Origin of the sequence: Bacillus sp. FSL K6-0138 (assembly GCF_037982765.1) — a bacterium.
Taxonomy (GTDB): domain Bacteria; phylum Bacillota; class Bacilli; order Bacillales; family Bacillaceae; genus Bacillus; species Bacillus glycinifermentans.
In genome coordinates this window covers 949,210-974,720 of record NZ_CP150286.1, presented here as the reverse complement: position 1 = coordinate 974,720, position 25,511 = coordinate 949,210, and the positions used below count along the sequence as shown (strand labels likewise).

The following is a 25,511-nucleotide window of genomic DNA, read 5'->3' as shown; positions in this document are numbered from 1 at the left end:
ACCATATAACAGTTGTCGAATTTTGTATAAATTTAGCGAACAAGGAACGGAAAAGCATTGTGTTTTATCTTATTCATCATACGGCCGGTATTTTTTCCGGCCGGCTTCTAATTCTTTTTTCTTCTTTTCCAGATCTGCACGGAGAAAAAGGCTGATCCCGCGCAATTTTTTTACCGGATTGAGTTTTCCGTTATTAATGAGCTGGCTCATTCTTGCCCGGGTAATCCCGAGTAACTCTGCCGCCTCGTTGGTGGTCAGGACTTCACGCCTGACGAAGTCCTCGACCTCCTGACGGTTTTTCAGATGGTATTCCATGCTTACCTTCTCCTTATGTCTTTAATGATCGTGTAAATGGTCACAGCCAACACAATGAACATGATGACCGTTGTAGAGGTACTTGTCCATAATTCCCGCAGCCCAATAGCTGCAACGCTTAACAAAATCATGGAAAAAATGAATGTTTGTTTTTGCTTCATATTGTATGCTAGACTGGTTATAATTATATTAGGAAGCGAGCGAGCCACCGCTCACTTCCCACTTGCTAGTCGTCCTTCTTATTATTCTTCTTTGCATCCGATGATTGCTGTGCAATCCAAGCGATGGAAGCAACATAGAAGATAATTTGAAGGACTTTTATCATGTTGTCCAGCATTTCTTCACCTCCTTACACTCTTATTATACAACACCTATAAACAATTGTATATAGATTTCAAATAAAAAATTCCCTCCCTTTGAAAAAAATACCCCCTTATCAAATAGGTATAATAACCTAAAACAAATGATTCATTTTCATGGATAAACAGGATTTATTCACCAATTTCTTTCCGTAAAGTGGTAAACTCTATACTGATTGTAATCAAAGTATTAGAGGAGAATGCCATGAAGACTCTTGATGTCCATGCGTTGCACCATGCAATTGATCAAACGCTGGAACAATTAAAAAAGCAATCAGAAGAAATCGCAAACCTCAAAAAGAGCGTTGACGGCATCACATCTCTTGACGATGCTTTAAAAGGGAAAGGCGGCGATGCGATTCGAGCTTTTTACGAGGAATGTCACACTCCTTTTTTGCGGTTCTTTGAATCATTTATTGAGGAATATGAGTCAGAGCTGAAAAAAATCAAAAATGCACTGAATTCCCTTGAACCGAATCACAACGGATTTATTTCACAATCCTTTCTTGAACACGAACTGGAACAAGGCTTGAATGCAGCTGATCGAACAACGAAACATCTGGTTTCCAAAGCCAACGCTGCAATTGCGAAAGTCAGCCATATTGTCGATTTGCCGGATTTGAATGACAACGATTTTCATGAACAGAATCAAAAAGCATTAAAGGAAATCAGCACGACACTTGAAAAGCTGCATGCGTTTGACCGCGAGCAAACCAACGCCCTCAAAACGGCTGAAAATGACCTTGAGACGATGCAGAAATACATCACCCGGCTCGAAAAGATGTATACCGGTCCCAAAATCGAGATTACCGGTTATCAAAAAGGTTCGATTTTAAAACCGGATAAGATTGATTCCTTGCAACCTAATGAAGATACACCGATGGAAGTTATGCTGAAAAAGGTTGGAGAGAAAGAAGAAGCTGAAATTAATAAACTAGCCGACACTGATCGAACGGCGACACAAAAAGTCTCCAAAAAAGTGTATAGTGATGAGGAATTAGAAAATCTGAGTGAAGAGGAATTGGCGAAACTTAAAAAAGTTTACAAATACGTGAATGGGTTTAAATACTGTTTCTATATGGATGGTAAAAATGTCGTTGGTATAAAGTTGGTTGACGATCCTCCTGAAGATGACGAGGAAGTAAGTGATTTAGAAAAATATGCTGGAATAGGCTTGGAGCTCTTAGGCGAGAGTGATCTTGAACGAGCAGCATTGGGATATGACCCTGATACACATGAAAGACTTTCGTTCTTTGAACGGGTCGAGGCTGGTGTTAATTTAACGCCGCCTGCTAGACTGATCAAATGGATTCGTCGGGGAACCAAGCTGTCAAAAGTATCGAAGATTGGAAAAGGCTCGAAAACACCTTCCTATGGAAAACAATCCATACCAAAAGGCCCGTACCGTGAAGTAAATGGTTTCCCTGCAAAAGTTAAACCAGGGGCTCAAGAAAAACATATTCCTGGAACACCAAACTACAAGCAAGAAGTTGCCAATGGGAAAAAGAAAAGCATATTTTACGGAGATAATAAAAAGGCACAAGAATTGCTTGATAAATATGCTGGTAAAGGAGAAATCTTGAAAAATGGAAGGGAAGTTGTAGACTTCGGTCAAAAAATAGGAAAGGCATATGACATGAAAACCGGGAAATATATAGAGACTACCAGAGGTACAATACATTATTCAAAAGACGGTGCTCATATAGTTCCTGCAAAACCATTAGAACCATAAGAAAAGGATGAATACTCATGGAATATAACTCTTTAATAAAAACATTAGATGAATATGGGGGTAAAGAACTGAGATTAGAATGGGAAAATGGATTAAAGATTATCGGTAAGCCAGACACGCTTTTCGAAACAGATAATGGATTAGATGATGATGATATCAATTACACTGAATATTATGCAGTTGCCTTTAGAGTGAATAATATTATATCCCACCCTACTAAAAACGAAGGCAGTGTCTATGATTGGTTAAGGCAAGAGAAAAGCTCCCTAGTTGAAATATCTCTTTATGATGATCCCCCATGTGCAATTTATTTAGCGGACGGCCAAAAAGTTTGGGAAATAGACAGTGATGAATAACAATTGACAAGCTGGAATATATAAAAAGCTACAAAGAAGGCCCCTTTTAGAGGCCTTTTTTTATTACTTCAGTAAGGATTCAAGTTTTGCTTTCGTTTTCGGCCCATAAATACCATCAGCAGACAGACCGTGCATCAGCTGGAACCGTTTGACCGCGTTCGCCGTCTTCGGTCCGTAATAACCATCAATACCGTTATTTTTGGCACCCTTGTCCGGGTAAAAATAAAGTGCAGCTAAGGCCTCTTGAATCTGCCGGACGGCCGTTCCTTTCATCAGTGGGCTTTTCACCTTATAGATGCCGGTCGGCAGCGTGTAGGATGATTTTTTGCCGCTTGATGATGATTTTTTCTTTTTCGCTTCAATGGCCGCGAGCGCCTTTTCGGTAGCCGGTCCATAAATTCCATCTGCTGTAATCCCGGATTTCTTTTGAAGGGCTTTGACAGCTTGCACCGTTTCATCCCCGTAAGAACCATCGGCCCCGTACTTCGGCAATGAGAATCCTGCAGCAATCAAACGTTTTTGAAGCGCCTTTACGCTTGATCCTGATGATCCTTTTTTAAGGATAGTCGCCCCTGTTGATTTGCTCGACTGGCTCGTGGGTGCCGTCGTGTTTGACACGGTTTTATTCCCAAGTAGGCTGTCGACTTTTTTCCGAAAAGCTGTGAGCTGGCTTGAATCGCTCACCCACGGCGCCGGACAGTTTTTGCCTGTCACATCATAATGGCGGACGATTCTGTCAGTCGAAAGCCCGTAACGCTTGCATAGATCAGCAACCAATTCAGCAGCATTCTGAACAGTTTCGCTGTGAATCTTGCCGTTTTTTTCGACGCACATTTCAACACCGATAGCCGTCTTATTCGCATTCGGCTTTAAGAAACTGACATAGCAACCGTTATTCTCATGTGCATGGTATGCGACTTCATTTTCAGGGATAATCAGTTGCGCTTCCTTGCGATCGACGAAGTAATGCGCTGATGCGTAACGCTCTGCGGCAATACAGGTGCCATTGAAATAATTCCGCTCATTCAATGCAGAAGCGCCGGGCGTCGCCGTATAGTGCATGACAATACCTTTGACTCCTGACAATTTCAACCCCGGCCGGGTATACTTGTTGACCTTCACATAGTTCTTCACAACTTTAACCATCTGAACCACTCCTTTTTTGTTTTAAATAAAAAAGGCTACCAGCCGGCAACCTCATTTCGTTAATCCTTTTTGTTTCAGGACTTCTTTCTGTAGCTTTCCTTTGCTTGTCACATAGTTGTTTTTATACCAAGCCATAACAGACGTGACGATGGTAAACACTGTGGAGCCAGTCGTATACAAAGCGTCTGCCAGCGTGTTGACCTGGTCCTCATCGATCGGTAAAGTTGCCTTTCCGAACATGATCAAAGTTTGGTTTACCAATGCAATAAAAAGAAGCACCGTCCGGACGACCGTGCCTTTGTCAAAGTTTTTCATAATGTGTTTTCCTCCTTATTTTTGCAATAGATTATAAAAAACAGCGATTGCGCCGCCAATGATGCCGGTGCTGACCGCTGTAATGATCGCGCCGGTGATGCTGCGCTTGATCCAAGTTGTGTTTTCCTCGATCTTGTTCAGTTTTTCATTAATTGAAATGATCTGCTGATCGTGACGGTCAGACGTCCTTTCCAGCGTGCTCACCCGCTGTTCGAGCGTTTTATGATCAGCTTTCAGCTCTGTAATTTCTTGCTTGAAGACGTCCAATTCATTTGTCTGCTGCATGTCCCATAATCCTCCTGTTCTCACATCGTTTTCACCTCCTTCGAGGCAAAATAAAAACACCCTATAGGGTGATTGTCATACCTAAGTCCACACTGACGGCGGGCTTATCATAACTCCGGCCTGTTATTTCTTCATATTCAGCCGGAGTGATCCAGTTAATTCTTACGTATTCCCGCATTTCTTCATCTGTGTAACACCCCCAATCATAAAACTGTTTTATATCTGAGAAAGTTGGATACTTCATGAAGCCCCGCCGCCTTTCAGTGCTGAAACATCTGCCTGTAGTTTCGCTATTTGTAAGGAAAGTAAAGCATTCTGTTTTTTCAGCAGATCAGTAGGGTTCGGATCCGGCGCAGGCGGCGTTACACTTTCTATATACTCTTTGGTTGCTGATTCGATCCACTCGGCTTTTTCCGGATCATACTTTGGAGCGTATAATCCTTTTGGAATCGGGGTGGTCGTGCTATTCGGCGGCAATTCTTCACCGGAAAAATCATCTTCGCCAACATATTTGTAATTTTCATCGTAAAAAAGAACGTGCATGATACGTCCCTCCTCTACCATAACGGTATTGATTCATTAAACGACACCCTCGTTACCTTCGTTTCATCGTTCGCCAGCATACCGTCATACCTTAAATCACCGTCAGTCGTAAGCGAAAACCGAGCAGTTCCGTAAGACCCGATCGTCGGTACGACAAAATCGACTGTCTGCGTCGGCTTATTTGTAAATTTCGCGACAGATGTTCCGATAGCCGGCAATGTTCCAAAAGATCCGCGCAACCATAGAACGTTGTTGCTAACGGAAAATTTCAACGGATACAGCGAATCTTGTTTAGCTCCGTTTATGAGATTTACGGAGTTCCATGTCGGAGATATATCCGCATCAGTTAGAAACCGACGCCAGCCTTGCCACCCGAGGGTTCCGTCTACATAGTTTGAAAAAACGTTATTTTTCCAATCAACAGCTATGACATAGCCGTACGATCCTACCCCATTTATGGTCGATGTCATATGAAATAACCCTCTTGCCGAGAGAGTGGTCGGTATGTTTTGCGCTTTACCTGTGGAGTAAAAAGTGCCGAATCGTTTCCCGTTTTTCGTGACCTTGTCGTAAAAATCATCACCATCACCTATCGTGAGCGATACTCCGGCGTCATCCGCGGTTATTTTTGTTAATTGCGCCGCGTTCCACTTTGTTCGCTCGTCAGCCGTAATATGCCGTACATTATCCGCGACATGCGTATCAAAAGCCGTCTTTGCCGCCTGCTTCACATTATCAACGTTAGCTAATCCGACCTGGGATTTCGTGACCTTATGCGGGTTGTCTGTTTTAGCTGCGTGCTGATCCGTATAAGCTTTTGCGTTCGCTTCCGCCGCATCCGCCTTCTCTTGGGCGCCGGCTTTTGTTTCGATGTTCTCGAATTCATCAAACCTCGCTTTTATCTCTTCGAGAGTTTGGCTAATTTGATCCCTAAACGATTCCACATCATCGATGTAATATTCTGCGACCGGAACAATGTTCTGATCCTCAAGCGTTTTTGCAATGGAGAAAGTGAAAAAGACTGTCGCGAGCGCCTGACCGTTTGTGTAATAAAGCTTGACTTCCGCCCTTACCTGGCCATGATGTTTCAATTCTTCATCCGATAGGACGTATTCAGCTTTCCCGTTTACCTTGTCCGTCAGGGTCAAGCTGCGTTTATAAAACGAATCATCCGCATACAGAAGGACAATTTTTGCATCCACCGCCGACAGAGGCAACGGGGCGCCGTCTTTTGTAAAAGAAAAAAACAGCTTTGCGCTGCCCGTGTCCTGGGTGAAAAATTGTATATTGGTAGATTTGGCTGCGGCTTTCCGCGCGTTAATATCAAATGATATTTCGCCTTCCTTATAGATCATCGCTGAACCTCCTTACATCTGTGGGTGCATGAAGACCAATGCGACTCCATACCCTTTTTCGGCGGAATAAGGCTGATTGATACGCATCACATAAAAGCCTTCGCCGTCTTCTGATTTAGTACCAATGCCACCTATAGGCAAGATGCAGTCCCCTGCCTGGACAGTCTCATCAATTCTGACAAATACCTGACCGACCAAACCGACGACATGCCACTCGTCCCGCTTTTCCCGCGGGATGTATTCAAGGTCAGGGTTATAGTTTGGATTTTCCATAGGTACTATGATTGCTCGACCATTATCATTAATGGTTTCATAGATAATGCCGCCAAATTCATTTCTAAGGTAACGGTCGTTCCAATAGAAAGCCGCACCGCCCATAATGACCCCGGCCGTCTCGGAAATAACGCCCAATACCTTGTCCCCTTTTTCAGCTTTCCTGATCTTGTCACCATCCAAAGTCACCAAGAAGCCGGATTCAATTTTACGGCCATCTTTAGATTCAAAGTATTCTGCAAGGTCTTTAAAATCGGATACGCTTTCCACGCGTCCTACCCCCCGGATATGTCCGCCTGTAGAATCAATTTTCCATTTGATATTATTTTTCGACGGTGATCCGGTGCCGTATCCGCCAACTACAGAATAGCTGTCATCATTAGTAACTGCCTGGGCAGCCATCACCACTCTTGCAGGTCCGTCCCCTTTCGTTTGTGAGTTGTTCGCTGCAATAATGGCCTGCCGTGATCCTTCTGTAGAAGAACCGCCAGAAACGCCACCCATGAAATTCCGCGGGCCTTTTGCTATGTTGTCGCCTGTGGCCGCAATAATCGCACTTGTTGGATCTAAAGGAGCCCCGGAAGTCGTCGCCCCTCGGAATCCTCCTTTGAAATTCGTTGGTACAAATTTGTACTTGTTCCCCTTAATCATGGCCGCGTAGGAGTAGCCGGACGTCTGCACATTATTAATGTTTGCCTGTGAATTGGGCGACGTAATCCCGTAGGTCCCGCCTTCTCCTTCCATAATTCCATTTGAGATATTCACGGAGTACACCCCGCCGCCGATCCCTATTCCCTGCTTGGCCGACTTATAAAATGCAAAATTGGACAGGTTGACATTATCCGTTTTTTGCGGGCCGCCATAAAGACGAATATCAAAGCCTGCTTTTTTAAATCCCCTGATTGTGATATTGTTCAATGAAATGTTTCGGCTTCGATACTGCAAGGCAATGACCGGGTTATCCTTATAGTCATATAAAGGATCACCTATTGCAGTAAAGTTGTTGACAGCAACGTTTTTATAAGCTGAAACCACTAACGCACGCGGGGAAAGTCCTTCATACATATCATTGAATATTGGTTCGATTGCTGTACAATCCGTAAGGGTGACATCGTAGGCCGTTGTGCTTTCCGGATCTTCTGCTTTGTGATGCCCGATATGTCGTAGATCAAAGCAGCGCACATCATGATAAGACACATGCCCAATGACGTGAACGTTTCGGGCTGCCGGCCATTCCTTATGTGCTTTAACTTCTACACCCCGGATATTGCCGGATGTAAAGTTATTGATTAGCCAAACATGTTTTGATCCGTCATCAATTTCAATGCCGTTTGAGTTTGACTGCCCTTTCGGGTGAGCTGTACCGCGTTGATCAAACGAATAAGAATTTGAAATAAAAATGTATTCACTGTAGTGCGTGGTGATACCGTCATCCCCCGCCCCATAGGCGACGCAGTTATCAAGCCAAATATAACGGCAGCCGTCTTTTGTATACTGTGTGGACGGCAGATGGTCATATGTGGGCGCTGTTATATCGATACCGTGCAAGCCCGGGTTAATAGCTTCAACATCCTTTACCCAGCCAAACTTCACATTTGCAAAGGTTAAACAGCTTGAATGTTGGCCACCCGTAGCCCCGACACCGCCCTGCCTGTCCGGGTTCCAATCAAGCGACATCCCCTGCACGAAAATATTTCTATTCCCCTTTTCATAATCGGCGTTTGTAATCACCCATTCGCTTGCCGGTGTGTCCTCATGTAATTGCAGAATTGTCACGCCTTTGCCCTGGCCGACAAGATAGGTCCAGGATGGGAGCTTGATTCCTTTAACAATGTATGTCCCCGCACTTAAAACAACGCGGACACGACCATTACCAACTGCTTTTCTAAATGCCTCCGAGCTGTCAGTTTTTCCGTCCGGAACGGCCCCGAAATCGTCCACATTTACCGTCCGTTTTATTTTCTGTTCAAGCCGGTTAAATTCCAAATCCAGCCGATCTTTTAATGTTTGGGCAATTTCACCGTCAGTTGTCACCCTGGCGTCCACGACCTCTTTTACATCTTTGCCATCGTGATTCACGACCAGGTTAGTAAACCGCGAATATAGATTTTTTAATCGGTTAGCAACAGAAAAACCGCCGTGGTCGATTTGTTCCGATGTGTGGGCAGTTTTAGATGATCTATGGCTTTTCAAATTATATTCATGGTCGTTTAACGCATTTTCAATACTCTGCATGTCCCCGCTTAACTGCGATTCATAGAGGGAATTACGAGTCGTATTGTAGTTTTTAGTCAGCCGCACCATCTTACTCACTCCTTTTTGACAAAATAAAAAACGCTTATCTGAGCGTTTTAAACAACTGATCCATATATCTTTTTTGATCCCTTAACCTTTTTGCCTGGTCAACATTGATGTCCTGAATGTCTTTTCGGAAATTTGCAAACGTCAGCTGCGGGCTGCTGTATGGATCCAATGGATTGTACTGAATTGAAATCAGTCTTACATCATCTTCAAATGTGATGCCTTCTGCTGTATCGGCCAAGACATGGATTGTGTCGCCTTTCCAGAAGTCTTGTTCAATTTCTAAAAGTTTCGGCTCATAGATTTTTTGAAAATCAGCTTCGATCGTCATTTCCGGATAAGGGTTCACATGCTTTTTCAGAGCAGAAACCATGCGGCTGGATTTTTTTATTGTTTCATCTTTTATCGGTTCAGCCCACCGCGGCTTTCCTTCAATTAAGAATTTCTCTTCATCAGGGTGAACATATAAAATAGGTTCAAATTCATATTTTGGATCCTTGTCAGTACTATTGCTGCCTTCTTTTAAGGCACCGTATCCCCAGGCTCGTGTGGTACTATTTTGGGAACTTGTTTTAATTGTAATGCCTGGCATGTTATAACGGGAATCCAGAGTAAAATCAATGCGCTTTCCCATCTTTTTATAGACGTAGATTTTGTAATTATCGACATCTATTTCAAGCTCATAATCTTCAATAATTTCATCCATCAATTCCGTAGAGTTTTTATCACCAAAATTCTCATGATCAGCGCTTGGAAACTCGCTTTCTGGCGCCCTCAGAATGTATTTGAAATCTGTATCTTTCAAAGCAATATCCAACGCTTCTCTAAGCTTTAATTTCTTTGTTACGGTATCATTCACGTAATTATTGATCAGTAGAACAGAAAAAATATGAGCTGCTGTGACGGTTTTTGTAAGGATATTATTTTCCTGCCTTACCTCTACATCCGTAATATAGTATTTTTGATGATTGAATTTTTTCTCATCCAGATAAAGTATGTTGTCGTTCACCAATAAATCGAATTCTGTGCCGTTCTCCTGCGTTTTTGTGATCGTGAAGGTAAAACTCTTCTTACCTGTCGTATCGTCCGTCAGATCAACGGAAACCCCGGTTATTTCAACAACACTTTTACCATCCTTCGTTGAAACATGCAGCTGTGGAAAATCAACATCTGAAGGCAAATTCTGATTGATTGTGATGTCTTTGCCGTCATACTCCTTACTCGGAAATTCCGGCTCCGGTATCGGTGTGTCAGGTTGATCAGGATCAACAGGAATATCGTCCACAGAATCATATTGTGTAAGATTATACGTTTCAATTAGATTGTTTAACTTCGTCGCATAAGCCGGGTCTGTAGCATAACCGGCTTTTACAAGGGCTGCTGTCGCTTTCTTGTAATCTTTTTCACCTACTATGGCTTTATAATGGTCGGGATCCCAGCTTGTTCCGTTAACATAAAGTTTGGCTAAATCTTGCAGAGAAGCATACCAGGATGGGTACTTGCGGAATTTGGCTTGTACCCGGGTCGCATTCCCTTTCCGATCGTATTCAGTCGTCCACATGAGAACATATTGCCCGTTATAAGTCCCCTTAATTCCGAATAGATTTTTTCCTTTCTGAGCGAGCCCGCTTGTCCCCCATGCGCTCTCTAAACAGGCCTGAGCAATAATGAGAGACGCGAGAATATCATACTTTTTATATATCTTCTGCGCGTCTGGTGCAATCTCTTTTATAAAATCTGATCTTGCCATTGTACTTGCTCCTTATGCGTAATAGAAACGTGTATCGAAAGTGATTTCAAAATCATTGGTATTCTGTATTTCAAAATCATTGCTCCCTATATCAAGCCCCGGGAGCCTGCCGGAGGTTTTAACCGGCTTATTATTGATCACGGTATACTGCTTTATAAAAGTGACTGGCTGTGATTTTTTCAATTCCTGTTCAATTTTCAGCTTCTCCCCATTTGTATGGTTGATGATCGTCACGTTTTTACCTGAAGCCCGTAAGGTCACACTGTAGTCATGCTGCATGGGATTGATAAAAGCATCCCCCGTATTGTAAACCTGAAATCTTTTTCGATTTTTAAACACATATTCCAGGTTGTCGTGCATCTGAATATTCATGCCTGGGCTCCAGTATTCTCCGTGAAAATTCTGTTTTGTTAAAGAAGTGAATTTTGACTCCGCTAAACCAGTGTAGTTGTTAAATTCCACAGTAAAAGAAACATGGTTTTTTTCTTTTTCCTTTGGAATACTGAAATTCCCATCACATGTGACACGAAAACGGAGATTTGGCAACAAGTCGGTTGAAATATAGTAAGGGAACGGTTTAACCAAAACCGCGTATAGTTCCCGTCGATACTGATAAAAATTTTCGGCAATGACTGAATTCAGATAGATTTCAACTGATATTTTTCTTTCTGTATATTTGACGTCACGGGGATGCTGCGGCAAAACGACTCCATTTATTCTCGGGATATTTGTTGTTTCACGCTCAATGCCTGGTGACTCAGGTGTAAAACTTAAAGGTTCAAAAAAAGGAAGCAGGCTGCTTAAACTCTGCTCCCCTAAACCATTATCATAGTCAATGTACAATTCCACTATCTCACCCCATTCAAGTATGAAGTTCGAGTATACCGATCCCCGGATGATTGATCGATTTTCTTCCCATCAAGATAAGTGTTGTTATCTTTTAATAGGATCTGTTGCAAGAGCTGCACATTTTTATTTAGAAAATCAATTTGTTTTGCCATCATACTGATCTGTTTTTCTTGGTTCTGCACAACACGGCTGATGTCCACAGAAAAGTCTTTAGGCGAGGCCAATTCCTGTGCAGGCTTTTCCGAAACTTTTTGAAGCAGGAGGAGCGCTTTTGAAATCATTCCATCCTGCAAATCCGGAAGTACGCCAAGCTTTCTACCAACACGGGCCCATAGCCCAATATTGCGCTCCCGATAAGATGGATCCTCTGTGATGGTCGTTTCATCATACCCGCGTTCATTTAAGATCGCCCATTTTGATCCACCACGGCCAGGCGAAATACCGCCTTTTGCATATCCAACATATCCGCCGCCTCGTGCCATCGATTTTAACCCCGGATGATTGTTTATGTCACCATATCGTCGTTTGATATAGTTAATGGCAGCCAGGATATTATCGATCGGATTCAAAATGTTATTATGTCCAGGAAACTTATTCGCGTTGAACGTGCTCGGAATCGTCTGCATCAGCCCTTGTGAAGGGTGCCCAGCTTTCGCATTAGAATCCCATAAATTGATGGCGTTAGGATTACCGCCACTTTCTTTCATGGCGATAGTAACAAGCCCCGGGATCCATGAAATCGGCACACCCGCGATGCCGACTGCTTCAGTCACCCATTGGTTTACAGCTTTTGTTCCGCCGGCTCCTTTAAATGTACCTGGATCCGGCATGACACCTTTCAGGAATTGAGCTGCCCCATCCTTCAATGTCTTGAGTATACCGGTCCCTAACGAGTCAATGCCTTTTCCAGTTTTGTAGGGGATCAGCCCACTAAACAGTTTTTTGATTAAGTTGCCGGGACCCTTTGTAATCAAGTCCATTGCAGTTGCGCTAACATCGCCCACTTTATCCACGACGCTTTTTCCAAAAGATACAGCCCCGTTAACCATCTTTTTAGAGCCGTCAATCGCTTTTTTGAAAAAGTCCCCGACTCCGCCTGCATATCCAGGCAACCCCGAAGCCGCTAATTTTTTCGACTGGTCATGCGGTAGTACGGAGGTGCCTCGTGGGAGATCCCAAATTTGCGGGCCGCCTGCCCCTACAACATAAGTTCCTATGCCTGGTGTATGGGCCAACTCCCATCCTTCTTCACCGACAAGCGCTTTCCCTCCAGGGTGAAAGTCCGTTCCTTTTGCATAAGCGACACCAGGTGCAACTTGCATTTTAGAAGTATCTTGATAGCCTTTGGGTTTCCACTCCGGAATCGTTGGCGCGTGCAGAAATTCAAGAACTTTATTAATATAGCCGGTGATCTGATTTATTACCCCTGCTAAATCAATTAGGTGACGATCCCATTCATCAAGGATATCACCTGTTTCAATATCAACCTGATCAAGATGGCCGGCAGCTTGAAGTTTTGCCTCCTCGACTACGCCTTTATGTGTCTCTTTTGCTTGTTCAATTGTTTTTTCTGCTTGGCTTTCAGCTTTCTCAACAATGTAATCGTGCTGTTTCTTTGAAATTGTTCTTTTTACATAATATTGGTCATCCGCCGCGTCAACTACAGCCTTATATTGGTCTTTGGCAGCTTTAATTGTTTTTTCTTTTGCTTTGTTGCTGTTTTTCACAACAGCGGCTGCCTGTTTGGCGGAAAGATTAGAAGACTCTTCCTTCAACTTTCTAGAAATTTTCGTTTGTTCACCTTTACTACGGGTAAGTGCTGTCTCCATTTGGGAGAGCATCTTCCCTTGAATTTTAGTAACTTCTTCATTTTCTTTATCTGTAAGCTTACGATGTTCTTTTGCGGCGTTTCGATAAATCTCATTTACACGATCCACATATCCTTGTATTTTCTTTTGTTTCTTTTGGTTTCCATCCCCAATTTTATTTAGAATCTTAGCCGCGTATTTATCTGATATTTCCTCATTGGACGCAAAAAACTCCTTTAATACCTTGGTGGCTGAATCAGTGCTCGTTTGGAATCCATTTTTCAAAGACTCTCCCATCGCTGTAAACTGTGTTGCGACATCGTCCGCTATTTTCTTGGTGATTTTTGCATTGGTTATACGGAGATATTCAAGCTTAGCCGTGACTTTTGTATTCATATCTTCATAAGCATTCACAGCTTTTGCAGTAGACTTCGAAACCCCTTTACCAAAGTCAATAGTCGATGGAAGAACCCTTTTCTTCAGGTTGTCATAATAGTTCATACCTGCTTCCGTAAGAAGCGTTACACCTGTAATAGCAAGGCCAATAGGACTACCTAACAAACTCAATGCGCCACGTAAGAGGCCGACAACTCCCGCTCCTTTTTTGAGAATGTTGAAAAGGCCAAAACCACTTTTCGCTAATTTCATGAAGCCGCCAGCGCCTTTAATTGCATTGGCCCCGACCTTTAAAATATTTCCGCCGAATTTTAAGAGCTCAGGCGCAAACGAAAGAATAAGACCGGCGATTGTCCCGACGGGGCCGCCAAATAAACTTAGACCAAGCCCGGCAACACGTGAAGCACCGCCCAGCCCTCGCATGGCTTTTGAGCTTCTGCTAGATGCTTGCTCGAGCCGTCCTACTCTCGTTGTTGCTACCGCGGTTGATTGATGGAAACGTTCCATCCTTGTAGACGCTACAGCCGCCGCCGTGGAGGTCGTGTTCATTCCTGCAGCCGCTGTCCTGGAAGCTGCACCCGCTGCAATAGCTTCTGCCGAATAAGCGTTGAGACTTGCTGAAGCCCGGTTTACATTGCCTGTTAAATAGCTCCCGGCAGTACGCAACATATTCCAGCCTGCTGCCACCTTTGGCAGAGAACCTAAAATAAATAAGAAGGCCCCACCTAAAAGCGAAAACACAGTTACCGCTCCGCCAGTGATCGCAATGGTACTCGCAATGGAAGGAGGTAAGGAATCAAACCAAGTAACGAATTTTGTTAGGCCGTCAGTTGTTGCACGAATCACAGGGAGAAACTGATTTCCCAATGTGATGAGAGCATTGTTTGCAGCAGATTTCAGATATTCCATGGATCCGGCCAGGTTATCCATTTGCTTTTTGGCTACTCTGTCCGCAGCGCCCCCGCTGTTTTCAATTTCTTTGGTGAAATCTTGGAGCTTGTCTTTTCCTGCGTGCATTAAAGTAATAAATCCAGAAAGAGCGTGCTGCCCTGCCAACTGTTTAGCAATACGGATTTTTTCAGTTTCGGTATAATTTTTTGTTTTCTCATTGATCTGGCCGATTATATCCGAAAGCGGACGCAATTTCCCTGTGGAATCAGTTACTTGCAAACCTAATTCATGGATCGCATTTCCGGCTTGTTTTGGCGGAGATGATAGGCGAGTAAGTGTAGCCCGCAAAGCCGTTCCTGCCATATCAGCCTTAATCCCGCTGTTTGCCAAGATACCTGTTGCCGCCGCTAATTCTTCCATGCTGAGTCCGGCCGTTTTTGCTGCCGGAGCCGCATATTTCATCGTTTGACCGATCTCTTGAAGCGTGGCGTTTGAGTTGGTGAACGTATACGTCATGGCATCTGCAACGCGGTTTGTATCTTCAGCTTTGATATGAAATTCCGTCAATATATCAGAAACGATGTCAGCTGTGACCCCAAGATCTGTTTGACCGGCTGCAGCAGTCGAGAGAAGACCAGGCATAGCTCCAATAATTTGATTCGTTTTATATCCGGCCATCGCAAGATACTGCATTCCTTCTGCAACTTCCCCGTCGGTAAACTGAGTTGTTGCACCCAAATGACGCGCCGTTTCCGTCAGCTTAGCCATTTGGTCGTTTGTGGCATTCGCCAAAGCACCAACACGGCTCATGGCTTTTTCAAAATCAGCCGCGGCTTTTACACTTACACCGATCCCTAATGTCCCAGCCGCGCCAACAGCCGAAAGGGCTGTTCCAACCTTAGAAGCAGAATGATAAACAGCGTTTAGCCCTTCAGATACTTTCCCTGAATCTCGTCTGAACACAGAAAAAACACCCGAAGTGCGGCGAGTGCTGTTTGTCGTGTTTTCAAATTCTCTTGTTACGCGTTGCAGTTCGTTTCCAAGGCTTTGGTGAACTGCAATAGCATCATTCAGCCTGCGGCCTTGTATTTGGGTCTCTCGATTGTCGATCCCTTTTTCTTTTGCTAATTTCTCGTATTTGGCTCGATGCTCTTCGACTAATCGGCCCTGGATACGATATTTGCTATTGAGACCTTCTACTTGGGATTGGAGAAATTTAGATTGATTGCCCGCCGCTTTATAAATAGCACTAGAGGCTTTCATTTCAGAATTTGCTAAACGCATTTGCCTCTTTAAGCCCTCAATTCCTCGGTTAAAACCGGTATCATCAAGGCCTACTTTAACGATCATATTTCCGATAGGTTGCGCCATATGTATCCACCCCGCTTCCCTGGCATAAACTCAACTAAAAAAGACCGGCTGTTTAAGCCTGCCTTAGAAAAACACTTGATCAATTGGAACAACTTTAGGTTTATTTTCATGTGCCAAGACTTCTAAGTAATGGTAAATATCCATCTCGTCAATTTCAGTCATGGTCCAACCCTGCTTTAAAAGGGCAGCGTAAATATCATTGAGCTGATCTATTCCTTTTTCTGCTGAAAGGCCTCCATTTCCACTCCCGGCAAAAAATCTTCTTCCTCCTTAACTTCCTCATAACCCATAATTTCGCCCATGATTCGCCTTACTTCGTCTGAAACTTCAAAAGACTGTAGACCTTCTTGAAATTCCTCTAAAGTAAATTGGTTGCGGAATACCCGTACAATGAACTTCATACGATCCTCAAGGCTCTTAAGCACTTCCTTAATACTGTTGGTATTTTTAGCGGCTGCCTCATCTAGCTCCAGAGCTTCATACAAAGTTTTTGTATTAGTACGAGGTGCAATAAACGTCTTATATTTTTCTTCTTTTTCAAACCATAATTTCACCGAAATTTGTTTTTGAGCCATGTTGATTCCTCCTTTATTTTGTTTGATATGAAAAAAGAGAAGCACGCTGCTTCCCTTTATACTGTTTTGCCAATGTCTACGCTAGATTTATCACCAGAAACTGAATCTGGATTTTTATAGGCAGCACCAAATACTTTTTCATAAAACTTGTCCAGACTAAAATTCGGTGCATCCTCATCAGCCAATACTTTATAGATGTCATCCTGTTCTCGCTCCATAAATTCAGCAGAAAGTTTGACTGTTTGGAAGTCTGTCTTTTCTTCTTTTGTTTTCCATTCATCATCCGGAAGGGAAAAACGCCCTTTCACTAAGCCTACATGGCGATTCTTGCCGTTCGCTTTTGGTCCATAGAAAGACATAGCAACCCATGGCGCGATAACATTCTTTTTGAACATATAGAGCCCGTCTGTTTCTTCTATCCCAAACAATTCCTCCAAAATTTCCATTGGCAGATCCCTCATTTCAAGCTCCAATTTTGTGGAACCAGTCGTGACAGCCATATCCACCAGTTTGTTGTCTGCATATTGCTTTTCTGTTGATGTATCCGTATTGACCTTCGCGTTAATTGCGTAAGGGTAATCAATAATTTTTGTAGCCACATAAAAGCCATTTTCCTTTTTTAAAGGCGCAAATTTAACGCCTTCCAATCCGGTAACTGAACTGTATTCAGGCATTCTAAAACCTCCAATTATATTAAAATATTGGCCTCAAACCGGTAACCTTTCCGGATCAACCCTTCATCTTTTAAAAAGCCATTGATTAAAACCGATGTTTGAAAATCCAATTGATTCATGACCCCAACAATGGCAGCCAAAATCTGATCACAGGAAGAATCGTTGTATACATCAATTTGATATACAGCACTGTCCTTGATCGGCTTTCCATCAGCCCACTTAGTAGTTCTGTACTCCAATTCCTGTACGACGATATAAGCCGGTTTGCTTTTGATGCCAATCGGCACCGCAAGTTCAAAAATGTTTGCTGGATCAGCCAATAATAAAAGCGCCGGATCACTCTCCAGCGCTTCAAATACTTTATTTTTTAGTTGTAGGGCTCTTTCCACTACATTCATAGCTTGTACCCTCTTTTTATAACGGTTGCCATCGCCTGAAGCATCCTATCATTGGCACTTAGCATACTCTGCTGAATGAACGGGTTAGCCGGCTGATGAATGGTTCCGAATTCAGGCAAGTGGACACGGAATTTCGTATCTTTTGTAGGACCGACCACTGCATATATCTCACCATCGGGGTCCTTTCTCGTACGATTACCAACGATAATATCTTCATCAATGTGGGGATGGCTCCCCCCAATATTAGAACGGGGAGCATTCTTTTTAATTTCCTTCGCAAGAATCGCGCCACCAGCTTTCACAGTAGCTTTATTTATTTTTTCATCCTTTCTTGCAAGAGAAGCTAAATATGAATCCAATTCTTTAAAGCCCTGCATTTCCATTTCGATCTTCATTATTCCACCGCCTTTGCCCTAATCGTGGTGAAATTTTTCCGAGAATAGTTCGGGATGATAGATTCAATCACATACGCTTGATTCTGAAAAAGGATCCGCATATGTTCATCGATATCCTCGCGGTGTCGGATCGTGAATTTTACTGTCCTCTCCTTCTGCACCGCGGCCGCCGCGTAATATTCTCGGCCTTTTAACCCTTCGGCTTTTGCCCAGCATTCAACGACCGTTTCATAGTCACCTTCCACAGGGAGACGGCCGCCTTCTTTTTTCTCTTGAAACTTGATTCGATACCGCATGTCATTCAGCATTAGAATCAGTCTCCGGAACCGTATATTTTAATTGATTGATCATCATCGTAAGCACCCCATCAAGATTTGAAGTCGTGCCGGCCACTTCCCGATTTTCATACCAATGCGTAACAAAAGCCTTTACACACATATCAGCCCGCGCTGAATTGTTAGGAAATTTCAACCCGGTTGCAGCTGTAATGTATTCTTTTGCAGAAGCGATAAACCCAAGGATTAAATCATCCTCCAGATCACCATCAACCCGGAGGAATTTTTTCGCCTCTTCAAGCTCTTTTTGTTCCATTTCAGTCATAGGGCATCACCTATCCTTCGTTAGCTAGATGTTCCGCCACCTTTTAATTCATCAATTTGCTTTTGTAAACCGTCTAAAATGGCCTTTACTTCACTGTTTAAGTTAACCATCATGATGCTGCCGGTTCCGACATTGTTACTTCTGACAATATTGTCACCAAGCATTTCATGAGTGATACTTTTTTCTTCAATGACAGCCGGATCACCTTTGTCACCTTTCGGTCCTTGGGGTCCTGGCTCTCCCTGTGGACCTTGTGGGCCAGTATCTCCTTTGTCCCCTTTTGGCCCTTGAGGTCCCTGCGGCCCAGTTTCCCCCTGCATACCCTTAATGTACAAAGGATTATCCTCGCTGTTGCCTTTCAAATAAACCGGTGTTACCGGCTTTCCTGTACCGTCGTCCTCTGCAGAAGTATAGACTCCGTTACTTTGGTTCAGAAATTGATCTGCCATATCTCATCATCCTTTTCAATTTTTTTTATTTTCCTACGTCAACTGATTTATCTTCTGTGTCGCCCGTACTTGGAGTTTCATTGTCGGGAACAGCGTCTTTAATAGATGCAAATTCCGCGTAAACAACAGCATCCGTGTCCCAAAGAACGACGTCCTCACGTTCAATGATTCGCATATCTGTAGAGTTACGATAGAATGCTTTACCACCGACATTTGTCGTTAAGATGGAATATTGCTGACGATCAAAGAGTTTGACAGCTTCTTTAAGATCTCCAATGATTAATGGATATTTTGGAGTTGTTTTTGTACCGCCGTTTGGCAAATACTTATCAGAAATAACGGATACCGGCTTACCGAACAATAATTTTTTAGTTGGATCAGTAGGGTCCGGCTGAAGCAAGTAACGGCCGAAAGCGTCTTTCAGTTTATCTAACACGTTAAATCCCGATTGGTTCGTGACAACCTTAGTCGTGGCATTAATAGCCGGATCAAGTTTGACATTGAGAATGTCTTTAATGTCGTCCTGTTTCGATATTGTTGTTTTCGCAAGTGAACCCAATTGTTCAAGAATCAATGTATTGCGGGTTACAGCCGATTTTTTAGCGAGCCAATTGGAGAGATACTGCAAAAGCGCCTCTTGAGTATCCGCAAGTAAATCATTTGAGAGGACCAAAATCCCTGCATAGTCTTTAATGCTATATTTAATGTTTTCAAATTTAGGGTTCTCTAATTCTTCAATATCCGCTAATTCCTCAAGATTTACTAACGGGGTAATATCCGCTAGTTTTTCAAGAACCCTTGACCCTTTGTTTGTTGATACCGGAATGACATCGACGAGATTTGCCAGCGTATCAAATTGACGTCGTTTTTCATTAATTTTCGTGGAGATATCTTGCGGTACAATAAGGCCGCCGTCCTCATCCACACCTTCTTTCATCGCGGCAAGAGGCTGCGGTACTTTGCCTGTTTTAAGGGCAGATGCGAAAAGCTGAACATGGTTTTTCGCATCTGTTTTGGCGATATCATCCGTTGGCTGTTGCGGGTTCTTTTCCTCTGGATCTTGCTGCGGCTCTTCCTGTGCATATGAAACCTGCATGTTTCGTAAATCCTCATATGTCTGAATTTGATCTTTAATTTGTTGAGCTTCTGCAAGTAGTTTTTTGGCTTCATCAAGTTTTCCCTCATCGGTCAATGCTTCAATGTCTGTACGTTTTTCCGCCAAGGCTTGGCGCAACTCCCGTTCTTTTTTAGACATTCCGCCCCCGGCGAAAAACTGAATATCGAGTTTCAAAAGTTCTTTCTGTTTCAAATGCTTATCCTCCTTAAAAATGGCATAAAAAAGATCCCTTAAAGATTTAAGAGTTCAAGTTTCATAGTGATCTTTTGTTTTAGTATTTCATTCGGGCTTGTTTCTTCAGCCGGATTTCCAGCAGCAGATTGAGCAACAATTTTGCCCGGAACATGTTTAAAATGTGCCAGCACCTGATGATCAATGCAGGCTGCTACATCCTTTGATTCCGAAACCACATCGATTAAGCCATAATTTAAAGCTTCATCGGCAGTGAGCCAAGTTTCCTCATCCAGCAGCTGGCGTAAAGTCCCGTCATCCAGTTTGTCGCCTGCTTTCGCAAGATATGTGGAAACGATACTTTCAGTAATCTTGTCCAGATCATCGGCTGCCTTCCGGAATTCCGCGGCATTCCCGACCATCCCCATGTATGGGTTGTGAATCATCATCATGGCATTGCTTGGCATCGTAATTTTATCTCCGGCCATTGCAATGACGGAAGCGATACTCCCGGCCAGCGCATCCACATAGACATTGATTTTGGCTTTATGACGTTGGAGCATCGAATGAATAGCCTGCCCCTCGAAAACATCCCCGCCGGGCGAATTGATGTACAAATCAATAGAGCTCACGTCACCTAAACTTTTCAATTCAGACTGAAAGGCCTTGGACGAGCTCTCGCTAAACCATCCTTCGCCGGTAATAGAACCGTAAAGCGTGATTTCAGCGGTCGAATCATTCAGAACCTTCATGTTCCAATACTTGTTTTTCTTCTTCTGTTCCGTTGCCATCACCCCCTTTCAGTCGATCTGAAGACCGTTTCGTCTTGCTGAGCTGATATTCTTTCATAATCGAAAGGGGAACAAGGTTTAAGTTTCCATAATGCTCATCACCGATCTCCCCGATACCTGTCATATCCTCTTTTTGAAGAATAGTATTGACACTAAAGGCGCCGACACTTTGCATCGTTTTATAAAATTCAGCACGTGATTTACTGTCCCCACGGAGCTCCGATTCCAGGTTAAATTTAAAGTAATAGCCATTGTTTCGCTGATTCTCTGTCAAAACCTTATCGTTCAACTCTTGTTCAATATTTGTGACGATTGGCTGTAAAGTGGTTTTGACATAATCTAAGGACTGCTGCTCTATATTTGAAAATGTCGCCCGGTCCAGTTCACCTATTTTATGCGGTGGCACCTTGTAAATCGATGCAATCTGTTGGCGATTCCATTTCATCGATTCAATAAATTGGGCATCTTTCATAGGCATGGTTACCTGTGAATAATCAAGCCCGGCGTCTAAAACTGCAATAGACTGCCCCGCATTCACCAGCTCCCAGTCTTCTCTAAGAATTTGTTTACTTTTTCGGTCTAAAAGGGTCGGCGCTTTAACAACACCGAACGGTGCACCGCCATTCTTGTAAAATTTCGCGTTGAATTTTGTGGCAGCTCTATTTGACCCTATATTGTCCCGAATAACTGAAATCGGAGTTTGCCCCACAATTCCGTCAAGAGACAGGTTTTTAAAATGCAGCACCTCTTCATAAAAAAACTCACGGTATCTGCCGTCAATCGTTGTGGAGTACCAAACACGTCCGTTATTGGGATCAATATTTGTGTTGGTTGCTTCCGGATCCAATGGTCTGATCCCCGTCACATTTCCGTCTTTATCAAAAAGTAAAAGGTTGTAGCTGTTTCCCCAAGTGCAAAGCCTTGTAACCAAAAGCCGCTTCCACACAAAGCTTGTCATATAGTCATTGACTTTGTTCAGAATGATATCGCTGACTTTATTTTGAACCTGTTGTATGTTTCCGTTTTTGTTCTGAAAAAGTTTGATCGGAAGTTTAGCAATATCGTCCGCCAAAACAATCACACAGGCATATACATCCGGATGCAGAACGGCCGTTTTTGTGGATACCCTTTCACCAGATGCGCTTTCAGATCCAGCAAAAATATTTCTAAACCACGTAGCTGGATGAAGAAGGGATCCGCTATCCTCTTCAGTAATTTCATTTTTTATCCCGCTCTTTAAACGGCTTAATAGCATCTATTTCCCTCCCTCATCCTTATTTTTTTGACGAGCGAACCCTACCAAGCTCGCAAGTGAAAATAAAAAAACACCGGTTGCAATTAAACCCGCGTTTACGTTTATTCGGTATATGGCTATTGAAATGAATACCATGCCTGCAATAAGCAAAATATCTTCTAAAAATAACTGTAAGGCTTTTAAAACTTTCAAGTTCTCACCCCCTACAGGCTGAAAGATCCAGACTGAATATAAGCGTTTAAGTCGATCGCTGTATCAATCTGAGAAGCCCGAACATGTGCATTAATAAGTGCAGCTGCCGGGTCAATCCGTTGTGTGGACTTGGACTTGTCCAGCATTATATTTTCCTGGGCATCCACTTTTGTAACTGCGTTCCCCATAGCCCAAGTCAGCAGATCGTTTTTATTATGAATGATCTTTTTCGCCTTCACTTTTTCGCGGAAGTCTTTCGTAGGCTCTGAAAGTGTGGCTACACCCTGCCGAATTTCAATCATCACATATCCGTCTGCCTCCATCTGTTGGGCAAACTGTGTAGCGTTATACGGGTCATAGGCAATTTCTTTGATCCGCCAGCCTTTCTCTTTCTCCATTTTTTTAATGTAAGCCCTGATATAGTCATAATCGACAACAGCGCCGTCGGTGACGGTTAACCAGTTCTTTTCCTTCCACAAATCATACGGCACGTTATCTGTCTTCATGCGCTCATAGAAGGTATCTTCAGGCATAAAACCGTGACTATCCACAGCAAAGCTCCCATTATCCAATGGGAAAATAAACGAAACAGCTGTCAGGTCAATTCGTTTTGACAAGTCAATCCCAACATAACACTCACGGCCGGATAGATTAGGGAACTGATCAGATCCGCAATCCTTCCAAGCCTGCATATCCATATAGCCGTTCTCGCGCATGTTGACCCAAATATTCATGTTTTTAGTGAGGAAATTACGCATTTTTTCAGGAACTGCAAGAGCGACTTCAAGCTCGCCGCGCAAATATTCGAGCCCGTGTTCATTCGCAGCAACAATAGGATTTGCTTTTATCCAGTTACGCTCATCCTTGATGTCATCATCCTTATCCAGTTCATTGATCATCACAAAATACTGTTCATTGGTTTCTACTTTGTTTGGGTCTAAAATCCGAGAGACGTAATCATATTCCACCCGGTAAGCTGGATTGTTTAACTCAAAGCCCGCAGTCGTGATAATAATCATCAATGGCTGGTTTCTTGCTCCCATTCCAGAAGCAAGGACATCATAAATTTCAGATGTTTTATGCGCGTGATATTCGTCAATAATGCCGCATTGAGGGTTGAAACCGTCCCCTGTTTTTCCGGCATCCTTAGATAATGCTTTAATAATTGAATTTGTTTTTGGATGCTCAATGGTACTGTATGCAATCCTGTATTTTTGCTCTGGTTTGTTTAGAAGTTCGCACCCTTCTATTTGGGCTTTTATCTCCTTCCAACATATTTGAGCCTGCTCAGTTTTTGTGGCTCCAATGTATACCTCTGACATGTTTTCGCCGTTTGCCATAGCCTCATATGAAGCAACGCAGGCCAGACTCTGAGTTTTTGCATTCTTGCGGCCAACCTGCCAATACACTTTTCTGAAACGGCGGAACCCTGTATCTTTGTGAACCCAGCCGTAAACATTACCGAAAATAAAGATTTGAATACGATCTGGAACTATGTTTTCACCAGCTAATGGCCCCTTGGTATGTTTAAATTGAGTCATCCAAAAGAGAAAACGCCGAGCCTTCTCGTCGTCGAATACGTAGGGGAATTCTCTCGTCCCTTCCCTTTTGATGTCATTTAAAAAGCGCTCACAAGCCCAAATATGCTTTTGACATGCAACAATCTCACCCGATACCACATCGCGTGAGTAGTCTATCATGAACTGTTTAATTGTATTCATACATTATTGAACTCCTTTTCTGCTAAAGTCTTCTCACGTTCTTCCTGGGTCTTGGTGATCGCAAGCTTGGCGCGTGCAGATGGCGTGAGCCCGAAGTCATTAGCAGCCGATTTCATTTGATCATAGAAATTTTTCTGCCGTTTCAGCAGGGGGTGCTCTTCTCCAACCAACTTGACCGGCTCCCCGTTTTCATCTTGACCTTCTTTATGAATCATGATGCCGTCTTCTTCAATAATTTTCGAAATAGAGATGTACTGAGAATACGCATTACAGTAGGCAGCCAACATGCTGATATCTGCCTCCGTGATGATTTCCACCTCAGATAAAAGAGCAGCAACCCGTTTAAATTCTTTTTTAGCCACCTTATCCAACCAGGAAGGAGGTTTGATATTGTCAGCGCGCATTTTCATTTTTTGTTCGTGTTTAGCCCGCGCGGCCAGTTCTTCCGTATTCTTTTTATTCGGATTGCCCTGTATTAATTGAAGGGCCGCGGATTTTGCAGGTCTCGGCATGTTTTTCACCTCATTCCTTTTAAAAAATCGCAATTTTTCGCTTGTTTTTTTCACAAAGCATGCTATGATGAAAGTAACAACAAAACCAGTCATATCAAGCCCTCTCGGCAAATCTGTCGAGAGGGTATTTTGCGTTTCGGGAACTTTGAAAAGCGGTGTTTGTTTACAGAAAAGGGGGCGCCGTTCCCGGGGCGGTTGCTTCCTAAGGATTTTCATAGGGGGGGTATCCCTACTTGATCGGCTCACTCCGGTTGCCGTGAACCTTGTTATGGCAAGCATTGCAAAGACTTTCAAGGTTTGAAAGGTCTAACCGCTTGAACCAGTCTTGCTTTACTTCCACAATATGATGGACCATGTCGGCTGGAGTGAATCGGTGTTCTCTCAAGCATCGCTGGCAAAGACGATTGTCTCGAAGCAAAACAAGTTCTCTTGTTCGTTTCCATTCAGTTGATTTATAAAAACTTGTTATTGTTTTGTTTCTTGAATGTTTGTTGTAATGTTTCGTTTCCTCCTGCTTGACGTGCTTATGATCAGGGCAGTACCCCTCCCTGGTAAGAGCCTTACACCCGTGGGCCTTACACTCCCTTAATGGCTTAGGCGGCATTATAATCCTCCT

The 25,511-nt window shown here is 43.3% G+C and carries 26 protein-coding genes and 2 pseudogenes; 2 read left to right on the top strand and 26 right to left on the bottom strand.

All coding sequences use genetic code 11. From position 1 onward, the window contains the following. Positions 1 to 69: 69 nt before the first annotated feature. A complete protein-coding gene (locus MHB78_RS05365; protein ID WP_128748210.1) occupies positions 70 to 315 on the bottom strand; it encodes a helix-turn-helix domain-containing protein in 246 nt (81 codons plus the stop codon). A 564-nt stretch (positions 316 to 879) separates the two neighbouring features. Between MHB78_RS05365 and MHB78_RS05360 the strand changes: the two genes are divergently transcribed. Both MHB78_RS05360 and MHB78_RS05355 read left to right on the top strand, forming a co-directional pair. Then, positions 880 to 2,406 carry a T7SS effector LXG polymorphic toxin gene (locus tag MHB78_RS05360; protein ID WP_128748212.1) on the top strand — a complete coding sequence of 509 codons (1,527 nt, stop codon included), beginning with the start codon at positions 880 to 882 and terminating at the stop codon, positions 2,404 to 2,406. A 17-nt stretch (positions 2,407 to 2,423) separates the two neighbouring features. Further along, complete coding sequence (locus MHB78_RS05355) at positions 2,424 to 2,762, top strand: hypothetical protein (RefSeq protein ID WP_048355055.1); 339 nt, start codon at positions 2,424 to 2,426, stop codon at positions 2,760 to 2,762. Between the two features lie 63 nt (positions 2,763 to 2,825). Here MHB78_RS05355 and MHB78_RS05350 read toward each other — a convergent pair. From MHB78_RS05350 to MHB78_RS05230, 25 genes and pseudogenes are all read right to left on the bottom strand, one after another. After that, positions 2,826 to 3,080, bottom strand: a pseudogene (locus tag MHB78_RS05350) (peptidoglycan-binding domain-containing protein); the annotation flags it as partial. A 111-nt stretch (positions 3,081 to 3,191) separates the two neighbouring features. After that, positions 3,192 to 3,824 (bottom strand): annotated as a pseudogene (locus tag MHB78_RS05345) (N-acetylmuramoyl-L-alanine amidase); the annotation flags it as partial. 135 nt (positions 3,825 to 3,959) lie between these two features. Continuing rightward, positions 3,960 to 4,223, bottom strand: a complete 264-nt coding sequence (locus MHB78_RS05340; protein WP_128748216.1) for a phage holin — start codon at positions 4,221 to 4,223, stop codon at positions 3,960 to 3,962. A gap of 15 nt (positions 4,224 to 4,238) precedes the next feature. Then, positions 4,239 to 4,508, bottom strand: coding sequence for a hemolysin XhlA family protein (locus MHB78_RS05335; RefSeq protein ID WP_048407350.1), 270 nt, complete (start codon positions 4,506 to 4,508; stop codon positions 4,239 to 4,241). Positions 4,509 to 4,569: 61 nt separating this feature from the next. Beyond that, positions 4,570 to 4,752: an XkdX family protein gene (locus MHB78_RS05330; protein ID WP_128748218.1), complete on the bottom strand. Its 183-nt coding sequence runs from the start codon at positions 4,750 to 4,752 to the stop codon at positions 4,570 to 4,572. Then, a complete protein-coding gene (locus MHB78_RS05325) occupies positions 4,749 to 5,051 on the bottom strand; it encodes a hypothetical protein (protein ID WP_128748220.1) in 303 nt (100 codons plus the stop codon). Before MHB78_RS05325 ends, MHB78_RS05330 begins: the two co-directional genes overlap by 4 nt. A gap of 14 nt (positions 5,052 to 5,065) precedes the next feature. Further along, positions 5,066 to 6,406 carry a phage baseplate upper protein gene (locus MHB78_RS05320; protein ID WP_128748222.1) on the bottom strand — a complete coding sequence of 447 codons (1,341 nt, stop codon included), beginning with the start codon at positions 6,404 to 6,406 and terminating at the stop codon, positions 5,066 to 5,068. 12 nt (positions 6,407 to 6,418) lie between these two features. Continuing rightward, complete coding sequence (locus MHB78_RS05315) at positions 6,419 to 8,983, bottom strand: peptidase G2 autoproteolytic cleavage domain-containing protein (protein ID WP_128748224.1); 2,565 nt, start codon at positions 8,981 to 8,983, stop codon at positions 6,419 to 6,421. Between the two features lie 34 nt (positions 8,984 to 9,017). Further along, on the bottom strand, positions 9,018 to 10,730 hold the full coding sequence (locus tag MHB78_RS05310; protein ID WP_128748226.1) for a phage tail protein: 1,713 nt from the start codon (positions 10,728 to 10,730) through the stop codon (positions 9,018 to 9,020). Between the two features lie 12 nt (positions 10,731 to 10,742). Further along, positions 10,743 to 11,579: a phage tail family protein gene (locus MHB78_RS05305; protein WP_128748228.1), complete on the bottom strand. Its 837-nt coding sequence runs from the start codon at positions 11,577 to 11,579 to the stop codon at positions 10,743 to 10,745. Next, positions 11,579 to 16,045 (bottom strand): phage tail tape measure protein, encoded by a 4,467-nt coding sequence (locus MHB78_RS05300; RefSeq protein ID WP_128748230.1) that lies wholly within the window; start codon positions 16,043 to 16,045, stop codon positions 11,579 to 11,581. The genes MHB78_RS05305 and MHB78_RS05300 overlap by 1 nt, the downstream gene beginning before the upstream one ends. Positions 16,046 to 16,254: 209 nt before the next feature. Further along, on the bottom strand, positions 16,255 to 16,620 hold the full coding sequence (locus tag MHB78_RS05295; protein ID WP_096892032.1) for a hypothetical protein: 366 nt from the start codon (positions 16,618 to 16,620) through the stop codon (positions 16,255 to 16,257). A 56-nt stretch (positions 16,621 to 16,676) separates the two neighbouring features. Then, the gene (locus MHB78_RS05290) at positions 16,677 to 17,294 is read right to left on the bottom strand and encodes a major tail protein (RefSeq protein ID WP_096892031.1); all 618 of its coding nucleotides are present in this window, start codon (positions 17,292 to 17,294) and stop codon (positions 16,677 to 16,679) included. Positions 17,295 to 17,308: 14 nt separating this feature from the next. Then, positions 17,309 to 17,692 (bottom strand): hypothetical protein, encoded by a 384-nt coding sequence (locus tag MHB78_RS05285; protein ID WP_096892030.1) that lies wholly within the window; start codon positions 17,690 to 17,692, stop codon positions 17,309 to 17,311. Then, entirely contained in the window at positions 17,689 to 18,087 is a 399-nt protein-coding gene (locus MHB78_RS05280; RefSeq protein ID WP_128748232.1) for an HK97-gp10 family putative phage morphogenesis protein, read from the bottom strand. The genes MHB78_RS05285 and MHB78_RS05280 overlap by 4 nt, the downstream gene beginning before the upstream one ends. Continuing rightward, positions 18,087 to 18,395 (bottom strand): phage head closure protein, encoded by a 309-nt coding sequence (locus MHB78_RS05275; protein WP_096892026.1) that lies wholly within the window; start codon positions 18,393 to 18,395, stop codon positions 18,087 to 18,089. The genes MHB78_RS05280 and MHB78_RS05275 overlap by 1 nt, the downstream gene beginning before the upstream one ends. Beyond that, on the bottom strand, positions 18,385 to 18,687 hold the full coding sequence (locus tag MHB78_RS05270; protein ID WP_048354907.1) for a head-tail connector protein: 303 nt from the start codon (positions 18,685 to 18,687) through the stop codon (positions 18,385 to 18,387). Before MHB78_RS05270 ends, MHB78_RS05275 begins: the two co-directional genes overlap by 11 nt. 20 nt (positions 18,688 to 18,707) lie before the next feature. Continuing rightward, positions 18,708 to 19,136 (bottom strand): collagen-like protein, encoded by a 429-nt coding sequence (locus MHB78_RS05265; protein ID WP_096892024.1) that lies wholly within the window; start codon positions 19,134 to 19,136, stop codon positions 18,708 to 18,710. A gap of 25 nt (positions 19,137 to 19,161) precedes the next feature. After that, a complete protein-coding gene (locus tag MHB78_RS05260; protein WP_340033694.1) occupies positions 19,162 to 20,445 on the bottom strand; it encodes a phage major capsid protein in 1,284 nt (427 codons plus the stop codon). Positions 20,446 to 20,483: 38 nt separating this feature from the next. Then, entirely contained in the window at positions 20,484 to 21,215 is a 732-nt protein-coding gene (locus MHB78_RS05255) for a head maturation protease, ClpP-related (RefSeq protein WP_340033693.1), read from the bottom strand. After that, positions 21,160 to 22,470: a phage portal protein gene (locus MHB78_RS05250; RefSeq protein ID WP_340033692.1), complete on the bottom strand. Its 1,311-nt coding sequence runs from the start codon at positions 22,468 to 22,470 to the stop codon at positions 21,160 to 21,162. Before MHB78_RS05250 ends, MHB78_RS05255 begins: the two co-directional genes overlap by 56 nt. After that, complete coding sequence (locus MHB78_RS05245; RefSeq protein ID WP_340033690.1) at positions 22,471 to 22,662, bottom strand: DUF1056 family protein; 192 nt, start codon at positions 22,660 to 22,662, stop codon at positions 22,471 to 22,473. It lies immediately after the preceding gene. A gap of 11 nt (positions 22,663 to 22,673) precedes the next feature. After that, a complete protein-coding gene (locus MHB78_RS05240) occupies positions 22,674 to 24,383 on the bottom strand; it encodes a terminase TerL endonuclease subunit (RefSeq protein WP_340033688.1) in 1,710 nt (569 codons plus the stop codon). Next, complete coding sequence (locus MHB78_RS05235) at positions 24,380 to 24,895, bottom strand: phage terminase small subunit P27 family (protein ID WP_216899610.1); 516 nt, start codon at positions 24,893 to 24,895, stop codon at positions 24,380 to 24,382. The genes MHB78_RS05240 and MHB78_RS05235 overlap by 4 nt, the downstream gene beginning before the upstream one ends. A 229-nt stretch (positions 24,896 to 25,124) precedes the next feature. Continuing rightward, positions 25,125 to 25,499, bottom strand: coding sequence for an HNH endonuclease (locus MHB78_RS05230; RefSeq protein ID WP_340033686.1), 375 nt, complete (start codon positions 25,497 to 25,499; stop codon positions 25,125 to 25,127). Between the last annotated feature and the right edge of the window lie 12 nt (positions 25,500 to 25,511).

Excerpts from the sequence above, each read along its gene's own strand:
- MHB78_RS05365 (WP_128748210.1), bottom strand. The coding sequence starts at position 315 with ATGGAATACCATCTGAAAAACCGTCAGGAGGTCGAGGACTTCGTCAGG.
- MHB78_RS05360 (WP_128748212.1), top strand. The coding sequence starts at position 880 with ATGAAGACTCTTGATGTCCATGCGTTGCACCATGCAATTGATCAAACG.
- MHB78_RS05355 (WP_048355055.1), top strand. The coding sequence starts at position 2,424 with ATGGAATATAACTCTTTAATAAAAACATTAGATGAATATGGGGGTAAA.
- MHB78_RS05340 (WP_128748216.1), bottom strand. The coding sequence starts at position 4,223 with ATGAAAAACTTTGACAAAGGCACGGTCGTCCGGACGGTGCTTCTTTTT.
- MHB78_RS05335 (WP_048407350.1), bottom strand. The coding sequence starts at position 4,508 with ATGCAGCAGACAAATGAATTGGACGTCTTCAAGCAAGAAATTACAGAG.
- MHB78_RS05330 (WP_128748218.1), bottom strand. The coding sequence starts at position 4,752 with ATGAAGTATCCAACTTTCTCAGATATAAAACAGTTTTATGATTGGGGG.
- MHB78_RS05325 (WP_128748220.1), bottom strand. The coding sequence starts at position 5,051 with ATGCACGTTCTTTTTTACGATGAAAATTACAAATATGTTGGCGAAGAT.
- MHB78_RS05320 (WP_128748222.1), bottom strand. The coding sequence starts at position 6,406 with ATGATCTATAAGGAAGGCGAAATATCATTTGATATTAACGCGCGGAAA.
- MHB78_RS05315 (WP_128748224.1), bottom strand. The coding sequence starts at position 8,983 with ATGGTGCGGCTGACTAAAAACTACAATACGACTCGTAATTCCCTCTAT.
- MHB78_RS05310 (WP_128748226.1), bottom strand. The coding sequence starts at position 10,730 with ATGGCAAGATCAGATTTTATAAAAGAGATTGCACCAGACGCGCAGAAG.
- MHB78_RS05300 (WP_128748230.1), bottom strand. The coding sequence starts at position 16,045 with ATGGCGCAACCTATCGGAAATATGATCGTTAAAGTAGGCCTTGATGAT.
- MHB78_RS05295 (WP_096892032.1), bottom strand. The coding sequence starts at position 16,620 with ATGGCTCAAAAACAAATTTCGGTGAAATTATGGTTTGAAAAAGAAGAA.
- MHB78_RS05290 (WP_096892031.1), bottom strand. The coding sequence starts at position 17,294 with ATGCCTGAATACAGTTCAGTTACCGGATTGGAAGGCGTTAAATTTGCG.
- MHB78_RS05285 (WP_096892030.1), bottom strand. The coding sequence starts at position 17,692 with ATGAATGTAGTGGAAAGAGCCCTACAACTAAAAAATAAAGTATTTGAA.
- MHB78_RS05280 (WP_128748232.1), bottom strand. The coding sequence starts at position 18,087 with ATGAAGATCGAAATGGAAATGCAGGGCTTTAAAGAATTGGATTCATAT.
- MHB78_RS05275 (WP_096892026.1), bottom strand. The coding sequence starts at position 18,395 with ATGCTGAATGACATGCGGTATCGAATCAAGTTTCAAGAGAAAAAAGAA.
- MHB78_RS05270 (WP_048354907.1), bottom strand. The coding sequence starts at position 18,687 with ATGACTGAAATGGAACAAAAAGAGCTTGAAGAGGCGAAAAAATTCCTC.
- MHB78_RS05265 (WP_096892024.1), bottom strand. The coding sequence starts at position 19,136 with ATGGCAGATCAATTTCTGAACCAAAGTAACGGAGTCTATACTTCTGCA.
- MHB78_RS05255 (WP_340033693.1), bottom strand. The coding sequence starts at position 21,215 with ATGGCAACGGAACAGAAGAAGAAAAACAAGTATTGGAACATGAAGGTT.
- MHB78_RS05250 (WP_340033692.1), bottom strand. The coding sequence starts at position 22,470 with ATGCTATTAAGCCGTTTAAAGAGCGGGATAAAAAATGAAATTACTGAA.
- MHB78_RS05240 (WP_340033688.1), bottom strand. The coding sequence starts at position 24,383 with ATGAATACAATTAAACAGTTCATGATAGACTACTCACGCGATGTGGTA.
- MHB78_RS05235 (WP_216899610.1), bottom strand. The coding sequence starts at position 24,895 with ATGCCGAGACCTGCAAAATCCGCGGCCCTTCAATTAATACAGGGCAAT.
- MHB78_RS05230 (WP_340033686.1), bottom strand. The coding sequence starts at position 25,499 with ATGCCGCCTAAGCCATTAAGGGAGTGTAAGGCCCACGGGTGTAAGGCT.